Annotated in this window: 17 protein-coding genes and 1 tRNA gene; 13 read left to right on the top strand and 5 right to left on the bottom strand. The window is 63.5% G+C overall.

Features of this window, described 5'->3' with window-relative positions:
- Positions 1–539: 539 nt before the first annotated feature.
- Together NKJ06_RS15645 and NKJ06_RS15640 are read left to right on the top strand one after the other, a co-directional pair.
- Entirely contained in the window at positions 540–809 is a 270-nt protein-coding gene (locus tag NKJ06_RS15645) for a hypothetical protein (RefSeq protein ID WP_352633779.1), read from the top strand.
- Between the two features lie 103 nt (positions 810–912).
- The gene (locus NKJ06_RS15640) at positions 913–1,218 is read left to right on the top strand and encodes a hypothetical protein (protein ID WP_352633781.1); all 306 of its coding nucleotides are present in this window, start codon (positions 913–915) and stop codon (positions 1,216–1,218) included.
- Positions 1,219–1,227: 9 nt separating this feature from the next.
- Here the strand turns inward: NKJ06_RS15640 and NKJ06_RS15635 are convergent, their stop codons facing one another.
- The gene (locus NKJ06_RS15635; RefSeq protein WP_352633782.1) at positions 1,228–1,671 is read right to left on the bottom strand and encodes a DoxX family protein; all 444 of its coding nucleotides are present in this window, start codon (positions 1,669–1,671) and stop codon (positions 1,228–1,230) included.
- Positions 1,672–2,313: 642 nt separating this feature from the next.
- Between NKJ06_RS15635 and NKJ06_RS15630 the strand changes: the two genes are divergently transcribed.
- The 4 genes from NKJ06_RS15630 (at position 2,314) to NKJ06_RS15615 (ending at position 3,678) form a co-directional block, all read left to right on the top strand.
- Complete coding sequence (locus NKJ06_RS15630) at positions 2,314–2,493, top strand: DUF3606 domain-containing protein (protein ID WP_024501602.1); 180 nt, start codon at positions 2,314–2,316, stop codon at positions 2,491–2,493.
- Between the two features lie 91 nt (positions 2,494–2,584).
- Complete coding sequence (locus tag NKJ06_RS15625; RefSeq protein ID WP_352633784.1) at positions 2,585–3,028, top strand: GFA family protein; 444 nt, start codon at positions 2,585–2,587, stop codon at positions 3,026–3,028.
- 155 nt (positions 3,029–3,183) lie between these two features.
- Positions 3,184–3,420 (top strand): DUF982 domain-containing protein, encoded by a 237-nt coding sequence (locus NKJ06_RS15620; RefSeq protein WP_352633786.1) that lies wholly within the window; start codon positions 3,184–3,186, stop codon positions 3,418–3,420.
- 12 nt (positions 3,421–3,432) lie between these two features.
- The gene (locus tag NKJ06_RS15615) at positions 3,433–3,678 is read left to right on the top strand and encodes a DUF982 domain-containing protein (RefSeq protein WP_352633788.1); all 246 of its coding nucleotides are present in this window, start codon (positions 3,433–3,435) and stop codon (positions 3,676–3,678) included.
- 380 nt (positions 3,679–4,058) lie between these two features.
- Here the strand turns inward: NKJ06_RS15615 and NKJ06_RS15610 are convergent, their stop codons facing one another.
- The gene (locus tag NKJ06_RS15610) at positions 4,059–4,376 is read right to left on the bottom strand and encodes a hypothetical protein (protein ID WP_352633790.1); all 318 of its coding nucleotides are present in this window, start codon (positions 4,374–4,376) and stop codon (positions 4,059–4,061) included.
- Positions 4,377–4,523: 147 nt separating this feature from the next.
- On the opposite strand from NKJ06_RS15610, the gene NKJ06_RS15605 reads away from it, so the two are divergent.
- Entirely contained in the window at positions 4,524–5,462 is a 939-nt protein-coding gene (locus tag NKJ06_RS15605) for an alpha/beta fold hydrolase (protein ID WP_352633792.1), read from the top strand.
- Positions 5,463–5,498: 36 nt separating this feature from the next.
- Here NKJ06_RS15605 and NKJ06_RS15600 read toward each other — a convergent pair whose 3' ends face one another.
- Positions 5,499–6,563, bottom strand: a complete 1,065-nt coding sequence (locus NKJ06_RS15600) for a PAS domain S-box protein (RefSeq protein ID WP_352633794.1) — start codon at positions 6,561–6,563, stop codon at positions 5,499–5,501.
- A 598-nt stretch (positions 6,564–7,161) separates the two neighbouring features.
- On the opposite strand from NKJ06_RS15600, the gene NKJ06_RS15595 reads away from it, so the two are divergent.
- The gene (locus tag NKJ06_RS15595) at positions 7,162–7,455 is read left to right on the top strand and encodes a hypothetical protein (RefSeq protein ID WP_352633796.1); all 294 of its coding nucleotides are present in this window, start codon (positions 7,162–7,164) and stop codon (positions 7,453–7,455) included.
- 80 nt (positions 7,456–7,535) lie between these two features.
- A tRNA-Gln gene (locus NKJ06_RS15590) sits at positions 7,536–7,609 on the top strand.
- Between the two features lie 14 nt (positions 7,610–7,623).
- Here the strand turns inward: NKJ06_RS15590 and NKJ06_RS15585 are convergent.
- On the bottom strand, positions 7,624–7,941 hold the full coding sequence (locus NKJ06_RS15585) for a helix-turn-helix domain-containing protein (RefSeq protein WP_352633798.1): 318 nt from the start codon (positions 7,939–7,941) through the stop codon (positions 7,624–7,626).
- A complete protein-coding gene (locus tag NKJ06_RS15580) occupies positions 7,938–8,234 on the bottom strand; it encodes a type II toxin-antitoxin system RelE/ParE family toxin (RefSeq protein WP_352633800.1) in 297 nt (98 codons plus the stop codon). Before NKJ06_RS15580 ends, NKJ06_RS15585 begins: the two co-directional genes overlap by 4 nt.
- Positions 8,235–8,500: 266 nt before the next feature.
- Between NKJ06_RS15580 and NKJ06_RS15575 the strand changes: the two genes are divergently transcribed.
- The 4 genes from NKJ06_RS15575 to NKJ06_RS15560 all read left to right on the top strand — a co-directional run bounded on the left by NKJ06_RS15575 (position 8,501) and on the right by NKJ06_RS15560 (position 10,487).
- A complete protein-coding gene (locus NKJ06_RS15575; protein WP_352633801.1) occupies positions 8,501–8,707 on the top strand; it encodes a hypothetical protein in 207 nt (68 codons plus the stop codon).
- A gap of 142 nt (positions 8,708–8,849) precedes the next feature.
- Positions 8,850–9,035 carry a hypothetical protein gene (locus tag NKJ06_RS15570; protein WP_352633802.1) on the top strand — a complete coding sequence of 62 codons (186 nt, stop codon included), beginning with the start codon at positions 8,850–8,852 and terminating at the stop codon, positions 9,033–9,035.
- Between the two features lie 134 nt (positions 9,036–9,169).
- The gene (locus NKJ06_RS15565; RefSeq protein ID WP_352633804.1) at positions 9,170–9,415 is read left to right on the top strand and encodes a DUF982 domain-containing protein; all 246 of its coding nucleotides are present in this window, start codon (positions 9,170–9,172) and stop codon (positions 9,413–9,415) included.
- Between the two features lie 70 nt (positions 9,416–9,485).
- Positions 9,486–10,487: an aldo/keto reductase gene (locus tag NKJ06_RS15560; RefSeq protein ID WP_352633805.1), complete on the top strand. Its 1,002-nt coding sequence runs from the start codon at positions 9,486–9,488 to the stop codon at positions 10,485–10,487.
- The last annotated feature ends 52 nt before the right edge of the window (positions 10,488–10,539 follow it).

The raw sequence follows: 10,539 nt of genomic DNA, 5'->3' as shown, positions 1-10,539 counted from the left end.
CATCGCCGGTGATGATGGTGGCGTAGCGTGTGGACATGATTTTCTCGCAAATGTCGCGCTTCTGGCGCCCCCCTCTGTCCTGCCGGACATCTCCCCCTCAAGGGGGAGATCGGCAGCTTTGATTTCACCGCCAATCTTACGAGGTTGAAGATTGGCAAAAGCCGGCGTGGCATCCGATCTCCCCCCTTGCGGGGGAGATGTCCGGCAGGACAGAGGGGGGTGCTGTCCCGCCGACATTCCGCGTCGACAACACAGGCAGACGTCAAATCAAAAGGAGCCAAAAACACAAAACCCGCCTCGGCGGCGGGTCGGTGGCGCAAATCAGCACCATGGATAAATATGTAGCATAGCTGCACTCACCCCGTCAACAGAATTCTGAGAAAACATTCCTATTTCGGTCGAAACCGCTGCCCCGGCCGGCGCCGGCAAGCCCGTGGAATTCGGTTTTCACCGCCCGGCTGGTCATAAGCCGGCATCCGTGAAATCTTAGTCGAAGCTAATGGAATGATTCCCGTCGCACGGCCTTGTGGGAGAGGACGATGGACAGACCAGCCATGGCATCGGTGTTCAGGATGCGGAATGCACCGGCTACGGTTTCCGGTGTGCGCAGCACTGGCCAGGGCCAGGCCGATCCGGTCATCCGCGTGCGTTCGCTCGGCGAAGCGATCCGTTTCGTCGCCCACGCGTACCCCCAATACGACATCAGCGCCGTCGCCATCAACTGCGGCGATCCTTCGGTCACGCGCCTCGGCAGCCTGGAGGCGAAGGCGCTGTGGCGCGAATATGGCGAGCGCCTGACGCAGGAATAGGCCGTCTGGCTCCGGCTCGCTGGTCATTCCAGCCGGCAATCCGCCGCCTCCGGAGCGAAAACGGCGCTCGCGCGTTTCGATCGTAGTCACGGGAGCAATCGCCATGAATGTCGCCAATCTGCAACTTGAGGGCCTGCTGATGGCCGTCGCATCGATCAACCGACTCCTGGTTCAAAAGGGGGTGCTGACGGCAGAGGAAATAGACCTAGCCTTGCGCAAGACCGAGGCCGGCGAAACCAGCCAGGAGCGATCCGAAGCCATGTCCGCGTCCAGCCGCGATGCCATCAACTTTCCGCTCCGGCTGCTGGAACTCGCCAATCAGTGCCAGCCGGAGGTCGACATGCCCTCCTTTTCGAAGCTGGCCCGCATGGTCGGCAAGATAAAGGAACCCTACAACGACCAGCTGTGATCCCTCGCCTCAGGCCCTGCCCGGCCATCCCAGATTGAGCGAAAGCACCTTGCCCGGCCCATGCACGGCGGCGAACAGCAGTCCGGCCAGGAAGGAAAAATGGTCGACGAAGAAGCCGAACTCGGCCTGGTTGCCGGCCCAGTGGCTGGGTCCGTGGAAGGCAAGGCCGAGGAACAGCACATAGGCGGCGGCCACCAGGGCGGCTTGCGAGAAGAAGGCGCCGGTCAGGAAACACAGCACCAGGGCGACTTCCAGGATCGCTGCGCACCAGGCCAGGAACAGCGGAAACGGAAAGCCGGCGGCGGCGATGTAGCCGGCGGTCGCCTCCATGCCCATGAACTTGAAGCTCACGGCCATCAGGAAGACGCCGGCAAAGATCAGGCGGGCGATGAGAAGTGCCGCGGTCTGCCACGGCGATTGAGTGATTTGCGACTGTGTGATTTGCGACGACATGCTCGTTCTCCAGCTTTGCAATGGGCTCCGACCCAAGGACGCGCGACCGACGCCAGGTCCGACACATCAGGCCAATTTTTCTCGACAATCGCGATGCAAAACGCTCCGCCATGGATCCGGGGCTTCTTGAAGCCCCTCCAGCATCCGGCGATTTGAAACTTGTCGGTAACCGCGATCGTGGTACTGTTAGCTCGGGCTAATGCACGGGCATGCCGGTGCAGCAATTTTGGGTGGGCTGAGATTTGCGCGCGAGCGTGAGGTTTGGGGCGAAATTTCTGGTTGCCCGGTCGACGACACTGGAATGCAGCGGCTGCGGCGGCGCCGGCCAGTCTTCCAATGCCCGCGCTGGACAAGTTCCAACGGCCATTGCTGCCCCGCCGGCACGCACCAGCGCGGCTGCCCCGGCGTCAGCGCCACATGCACCGAATGTGACAATGGCCGCCCCTCCGACGCCGGCCCCATGCGGCCCTCGGCCTGATACCAGCCGGTCGGGAACTCCGCCCAGGCCCATGACCGCTCCTAGCGGTGGCGTTATTGGCGTGCTTGTGGAACCCGCGGCGCCGATCTGTGTTATGTCCTGTTGATCGCGGGATCGGGCGCCGACGGCTGTGCGTTTCCCCGACAACAGAAAGCGAGGCCGAGATGGCTGACGACAAATCGAAGACGAAACAGGACCGCAAGCTGGTCTCGAGCGAAGAGCCCTACGAGGTCGCTGCCTTTGCCCGCAAATACGGCATTCCGCCAAGCGAGGCGCAGACCATCATCAAGCGCTACGGGCCATCGCGCAAGAAGCTCGACGCCCATATGGCGGCGCGCGGCTAGAGCCTGTTTCATCCCGGGATCGGGACGGGGCTCTGTCTCGGCCCCACCCGACCGGCAGCGCCGCAGGCTGACAGAAACGGAGGTCACGACCATGTCCGACACCATACGCAGGACCGGCAGTTGCCTGTGCGGCGGCGTGCATTTCTCGGTCAGCGGAGCGCCGCTCCGCATTGGTCTTTGCCATTGCAAGGATTGCCGCAAGGCCGGTGGCTCGGCCTATTCGGCCTTTGCCATCTGGCCGCGCGAGGCCTTCGAGACCACTGGCCTCGTCAGCTCCTATGGCACGCGCAGCTTCTGCCCAACCTGCGGTAGCCGCGTCGCCTGGGTCGACGACAACGAGGCCGAGGTGGCGATCGGCAGCCTCGATGTCGCGCCGACCGATCTCGTGCCTGAATATGAATTGTGGACCTCGAGGCGCGAAACCTGGCTGCATGCCTTGCCCGATGCCGAGCAGTTCGAGCATGACCGGCCGACGGCGCACAACGCCGAAGCGCCGACGCCGAGGTCGCTGTCGGACGTCGATGCCGGCGAGTGAAATTTGATCGCTCGCGAAGGGAACCCCTGCCCTGTTGCCGACGTTATCCGCCGCCTCGTTTTTTGTGCATGTCATTGTCCCAAACCGTTGCGCATCCTCGGTCAGTCCCGTCGGCATGCTTTTGGGCGACATGCATCAGTCATGGAGACGACCCGTTGAACGACAAGATGTTTCCCCGACCCGTCCGGCTGAAATTCACCCCCGAGCGTGAGCGCGTTGTCCGCAGTGCGTGGGAAGGCCTGGAATGCCTCCGCGACTGGCCGGTCGGCCAGGGCCAGCTCTACCGGGCAGCGTTGCGCAGCTGTCGCGATGCGCTGGATGGCTGGACGCCGCCGGAAAAGGCGATGCGGGCGATGATTGACGCCGCGCGCGAAGCAAAACTCCTCCAGTAGCGGGACATGGACATGGCCGAGTTGATGCTGCCCACGCCGCTGCGGATCAAGCTGCATGGCTCGGATACGATCCGCGACGTCGCCACACTGAAGGATGCCAGCGAAATCCTGATCGACTGGCCGCAGGCAAAACGCGGCCCGTTTTACCAGGCGGCGCGCGAAAAGGTCGAGGCAGCGTTGGAAAACGAGGCAAATGCTGCCGAGGCGCAGGAGGCGTTCGTGGCGCTCTGCAACCACGCCGGCGTGCTGGTGCGGTAGAGGTATAGCTTCGATGGCAACCACAACCTTCGAGATTGGCTGAGCCAACCCTCCCTTCGTCATCCCTGGGCGAAGCAGGAGCGAAGCTCCGTCGCGGAGACCCTGGGATCCATGCCGCGACCTTGTCCAAAGAATGCAGCGGAGCAGAATTCTGAACCGCAGCAGCGCTCCCGAGTCACGGCATGGATCCTGGGGTCTGCGCCGCGTCGCTTCGCTCCTTGCTTCGCCCCAGGATGACGAAGCGATGGGCATTTACGCCAATCGCGAAGGCATGCGGTCTTTGCTGCGAAATCAATTTATCCCGCGGGAAGCTCGATCGGGTGAGAGGTCTCGAACCCAAAACGAGGTTGCGCCGCCCGCGACTACCGGCGAGCCCTGCCTTATTGCTTCGGCGGCTGGGGCGGCACTTCACCCGGTTTGATCACCGGCGTCTTGCCTTCGTCGGGCGCCGGCGCCGCCATTCCCTGGTCACCTGTGGGAGGCGGTTTCAGCACGCCGCCGCAATCGTTGAGCGTCTCCGTCAGATTGCCGCCGCCAGCCTGCTGTTCAGGCTGCTGTTTTGCATCTTGCTCTGTCTGGGCCCGGCATTTGTCGGCCGGCGCCGCCTGGCTGTCGTTCTGCTGCTGGTCGGTCTGGGCTGCAACCGGCATGGCCAGCGCCAGCATCAGGCTGAATGGCACGATGGCGAGAATTCTCATCTCAGCCTCCTTCTTCCTGTCACGGCCGCCCGCGGCGGCCTTCCCTTCACAGGGACAACGCCTGTCGAGGAAAAAGGTTGGCCGCTGCTGCCCCGCTGCGTTGCAACCAAATCCATTCGCCGGCCGTTGCGCGTGCCGGAGGCGACCATGTTCGATGACTTTCAAAGTGCGGAAATCGACACCGGCGATGCCGGCATATTCTCGCTGCGTGCCGGCAGCGGGCCGCCGCTGCTGTTGCTGCACGGTTTTCCGCAGACGCATCTGATGTGGCGCGATATTGCATCTGCGCTGGCCAACCGGTTCAGCGTCGTCTGCGCCGATCTGCGCGGCTATGGCGGCAGTTCCTGTCCGGCGTCGGCTCCCGATCACGCGCCCTACGCCAAGCGCATCATGGCCGCCGACATGGTGGCGCTGATGGCAAAGCTCGGTTTCTCAAGCTTCATGGTCGCCGGCCATGATCGCGGCGGGCGTGTCGCCTACCGGATGGCGCTCGATCATCCAGACAGCATCGACAAGCTTGCCGTGCTCGACATCGTGCCCACGGCCGATGCCTGGGATAGGGCCGACGACAGGCTGGCGCTGGGCTACTGGCCATGGTCGTTGCTGGCACAGCCCGAGCCGTTGCCGGAAAAGATCCTGGCAGGTGCTGCCGAGGCGATCGTTGACAATGCCCTGAGCGGCTGGGGCTCATCGCCCTCGGTGTTTCCTCCCGAGGTGCGGCGGGCCTATATCGATGCCTTGCGCGCGCCTTCCCACGCCCATGCCATCTGCGAGGAATATCGGGCGGCGGCTATGCTCGACCGCGAGCATGACCGTTCGGACAAGGCCGCAGGCCGGCGCATCCGCTGCCCGCTATTGGCGCTGTGGAGCGGCCAGGGCGCACTCGCGGACTGGTATGCCGGCGAAGGCGGGCCGCTTGCGCTGTGGCGAGGCTGGGCCGATGACGTACGCGGCCAGGCGATGCCGGGCGGACATTTCTTTCCCGAGGAGAACCCGGCTCAGACCGCCGAGGCGCTGGCCAGCTTCTTCGGTGAAACCAGTCGGGGCATTTCGCAACGGTCGGGTTTACCTTCGCCCTCGCTTTGATGGGGCCGAAGCTGCCTCCCGCTGCTGAATAGACCGTCAAGGGCTGAAATACGGCTCGGCGGCAGGGATTTCGGCGGCAAGCTGCGGAACGACGATCGATTCCAGCGGCGCCGTCAGCGACCAGCTGAGATGGCCCGGGCTGCGTTCCAGGACCGCCGAGCCGTTCAGCGATTGCGGCGCGACCCGCTGCAGGACGACGGTGCCGAAGCCCTTGCGCGTGCTTTCGTCCCGCCGGTCCCGTTCATGCACCGGCATCGTTTCGTCCCAGACGAGATGGATTTCCCGCCGTCCCGAAACACCATTGGCGATCTGCCAGGTGATCTCAAGCCGCCCGGTATCACCCGCCAGCGCGCCATATTTGGAAGAGTTGGTGCCGAGTTCGTGAAGTGCCATGCCGAGATTTTGCACGGCGTTCGGCTGCAAGGTCAGCAGCGGCCCGGAGAGCGATACCTGTTCCTCGTGAGCGAACGGCTTGAGCTGCTCCTGGATGAGGTCGAAGAGGCTGGCGCCCGCCCATTCCGAATTCACCAACAGATCGTGCGACCGCGACAGCGCCATGATGCGCGAGCGGATCAGCTCCTCGAACTCGCGCGGATCGGTCGAGCGTTTGCCTGTCTCCCTGACCATCGAGAGGATCACCGCGAACTGGTTCTTGACGCGATGGTTCACCTCGCGCAGCAATAGCCGGATGCGGCGCTCGCTGTCCTTGGTCGCGGTGATGTCGCGGGCGATCTTCGAAGCACCGATAATCTCGCCCGATACGTTCCTGATCGGCGAGATGGTCAGCGACACGGCAATGAAACTACCGTCCTTGCGTCGCCGGATCGTCTCATAGCTGGCCACCAGTTCGCCATTGCGAACCCGGCCGATGATGTCGGTCTCCTCATCCCTGAGATGATCGGGAATGAGCATCAGCACCGACCGGCCGACAGCCTCCTCGGCTGTGTAGCCGAACATGCGCTGCGCCGCCCCGTTCCAACTGGTGATGATGCTGTTCAGATCTTTGCTGATGATGGCATCGAAGGACGAATCGACGATCGCCGCCAGCCTTGCGTCGGCGGCGGCTTCGATCAGGCCATCGATGTCCGTCAATTCCGTCATAGCCCCACCTTCCCCCGGTCACGCCTTCCGGCTCGCGTGAGCGATTTCCGCAGCGCCACAGCAATGCGCGACGGGCATTTTGGTTGCAATCGGCGTGCCGCTCAGCCTCCGCGGACGGCGCCGCTGATACCGGCGACACCGCTGTCCGCGGATCCCGCCAAGGTGCGGGGTTGCTGCAGGATCAGCAAGGACGTGGTGTCGGAAATATCGAAGACATGCCTGGCCTTAAGGCCGGGCGCGTTTCACACCGAACGGCGCGCCGGAAATCGTAGCCAGGCCATCATGCCCATATCCGGCGCGACCAGGTTCCATTCCGACCTCGTCAGGCGGAGCAACAGGCGGTTGATCGGCCTGGACGTCCCGCTGCAGGCAATCCTCGTAGCGGTGGTCGCGGCCGCCACAGAAGGAACAGCACATGGCTTCACGATCCTCGTTTCCGGGCCACAATTGGGGCGTCTCGTAGGGCTTCCTGCCGGCCATGCCCAGCAATGCGCGACGCGTCATTTGGTTGCGCCGCCAGGAAACGCCCAGCCGGCCATTGCGGAACCACCGGCCGGGATGCGAGTTTCGCGTGACACATCAGATCGAGGGAACCACCATGCCAATGCGCCGAATTGCTTTGATGACGGCAGCGATCCTGTTTGCCGCGACCGGCCTCGCTGAAGCCCGGCCCGATACCCGCACGATGAGCTGCGAGCAACTCCAGCGGCTGATCCAGAGCCACCGCGCCGTGGTGCTGACCACCGGCCCCAACACCTATGACCGCTATGTCAGGCAGTTCGGCAACGAATGCGACTGGCCCGAAGTGCCGATGTCGGCCTACGTTCCGACCCGTGACGGCCGCTGCCCGGTCCACCGCTGCGAGGAGCCTGTCAACAACTTCCCGAACTGATGCCGGCCACGCGCCTTTGCCGCCGCACTGCGTTGATCCCGGCGCGCGAACCGGCTACGGGTGTGGGCGCAGTTGTATTTTCCCGCTTCGTCTAATGGTAGGACAGCGCCCTTTGAAGGCGTGAATCGTGGTTCGAGCCCATGAGCGGGAACCAGCAACAACAGATGGCTAGCCGGCAAGCCGCTCCCCGGTCTCCTCGGCGCCAAGTGCCTGCTCCACGGCCTTGGGGTTCTTCTTGATGACGGTGAGATAGGCGCGCACCGCGCTGTCGGGCGCCGACCGGCCCTGCTCCCAATCGCGCAGACGAGCAAGGCCGAAGCCGAACCGGGCCGCGAAGGCCTCTTGATTGAGGTGGAGGACTTTGCGGATTGCACGGACATCGACCCGCTCCGGCACATGGATCACGGCTCCGTCGGTATCACCCTCAGCGAACGCAATGGCGTCGTCGAGACCGGCCTTGATCTTGTTGAACGCACTCTTGCTCATTTCGCTTTTCCCTTCTTTCCGTAGGTGTCGATCAGAATCTTCGTCAGTTTTGCGAGATCGTTGCACTCGGCTTTCGACAAATTGTCCTTCTCGCCCTTGCCGAACACGGTTAGGAGGAACACCGGAATGTCCTCGCCGCCGAACACGGTCACGATTCGATAGCCGCCGCTCTTGCCATGCCCGCGACCGGCAACACGAAATTTCCGACAGCCGCCTGTGCCCTTCATCACCTTGCCGAACTGAGGGTCGTCTCCAAGGAGTTCGACAACCTCTGTCCGCTCCTCTTCGGACATGCCGGCGGCGTGGGCGGCGGAAAGATATGCTGGCGTTTCGACGACTGTGTGCATGGCCGATACTACGGAATTTCCGTATAATGTCAAGGCCAACTACGGACATCCCGGAGTTTGCCTTGCAGATTTTCGCTTGCGCGCGAGGCGCATAGTGCTCACTGCCAACATGCCAGGCGGCGGCGGGAACCGCCAAGGCACCTGTCCCCCTGAAACCATTTCGCGGACCCTGCGTTGACGGCCGGGGCGCCGTCAGACACAGGAGACATCCCATGACCGTCAACTGCCGCATATCAATCGACAACCGGCCGGAGGCCACGGATGCAATTTTCCAGGCGGTTCCCCGGATCGGCGAAAGCGTTTCCCTGTCGATCGACGGAAATGCGCAGGATCTACGGGTATCGCGTGTCGTGCACGTCACCAACGGCACGCTGGAAGGTGCCGCGATCGTCGTCGAAGTGACGACCAACATTCTATAGAGAGCAGGAACCCGTCGACCGAGCACACGCCAGCCGATACGCTCGGGCGAGCGCCTTGATATCTTTTCGATGCAACAGGTCTTTCCGGCGGAGCAAGTCCGGCCTAATGAGATATCCTGTCGCTTTAGCGGAGGAGGACGTCGTGAAAGACCTGCGCAGTCTCCTTGCCGAACTGTCGTCCAGCTGGCTCAAGCGCCGCAAGGCGCAAGCGCCCGAAACCGTGAACATGGTCAAGGCCGCACCCCGCCCCGCCCAGCAAGCGACGAGGCAGCGTGCGGCCCACAAACCCAAACCAACACCCACCCGCGACGTCGCCTCGAACATGTGAGTGACGCGCAAGTCGAAAGGCGAACAACCCGGGCGTCTCCCGATGTTTTCGGAACTCTCACGCCAGAGTGATCGGCACCGACGAAACCTTACGACGCCAGACGCGTTAATTGCTCCAGCCTGGTCGAGGTTCCAATGCAAACCGCATGGTTTTCCAAACCCGTGGCGGTGTCGGTCGGTGTCACCGGTTCCATCCGCCATCTGTCCAATACACAGCAAGCCATTGAATTGCTCACGACACATTGGCGTGACGCCGGCAGCCCAAAACATCAAACGGCTTTGCGCGCCTGCCGCCGGGCGACGAGCGGCGAGGTTGCCGCCGATGTCGCCAGGTCGGCGCTTGTCGAGGCCGCGCGCGAAGCCCACATCCTGATCGAATAGAGTGTCGATTGAATCGGCCAACGTCGATGCGGCGGCTATAGTCGCGGCATCCCCTCCTGGAGACCCCACCATGACCCTGAAAACACGCAAGCTCGGCAGCCAGGGGCTGCAAGTCTCGACCATCGGCCTCGGCTGCATGGGTATGAGCCAGTCCTACGGCCCGGCCGATGAGGCCGAATCCATCGCCACGCTGCACCGCGCCATCGAGCTTGGCTGCACCTTCCTCGACACCGCCGAGGTCTATGGCCCCTACGCCAACGAGGCCTTGCTCGGCCGGGCGTTGAAGGGCAAGCGCGACCAGGTGACGATCGCCACCAAATTCGGCTTCCGCATAGAAAACGGCAAGCAGGTCGGAACCGACAGCCGGCCCGAGCACGTTCGCGAGGCCGTGGAAACCTCGCTCGCCCGACTCGCCACCGACCATATCGACCTCATCTACCAGCACCGCGTCGACCCGGCGGTACCGATGGAGGATGTCGCGGGCGCCGTCGGCGAACTGGTCGCGCAAGGCAAGGTGCGCTTCTTCGGCCTGTCGGAGGCAGGTGCGGCCAATATCCGCCGGGCGCATGCCGTGCATCCGGTGTCGGCGGTGCAGAGCGAGTATTCTCTATGGGAGCGCAATCTGGAGCCGGAGATCATCCCGCTGCTCAGGCAACTCGGCATCGGCCTGGTGCCGTTCTCGCCGCTCGGCCGCGGTTTTCTCACCGGCGCGGTCAAGCGCGCGGAAGACTATGCCGAGGGCGATTACCGCCGCAACGACCCGCGCTACCAGGGCGAAAACTACGACGCCAATGTCGAGGCGGCGGCCAAGGTGCGCGACATCGCGATAGCCCGGGGCGTCAAGCCAGGCCAGGTCGCGCTGGCCTGGCTGCTGGAGAAGGGAAACGGTTTTGGCATCGACATCGTGCCGATTCCCGGCACCAAGCGGATCAGATATCTGGAGGAGAACGTCGCCGCCGCCTCGCTGAAACTCGACGCCGCCGAAATGGCCGCGCTCGACGAAGCGCTCGCGCCCGGAAAAATCTCCGGCCCGCGCTATACCGAGCGCGGCATGGCGACGGTCGACCGGTAGGGCGGCGCCGCCCCTTTTTGCGGAGTCGTCAATGCTGTAGCTCTTTGCGAAC

The sequence above is a fragment of the Mesorhizobium sp. M0293 genome (assembly GCF_040321735.1).
In the GTDB taxonomy this organism is placed as follows: Bacteria; Pseudomonadota; Alphaproteobacteria; order Rhizobiales; family Rhizobiaceae; genus Mesorhizobium.
Note: the sequence above shows the minus strand (reverse complement) of the source record. Positions and strands in the feature narration are given on the sequence as shown.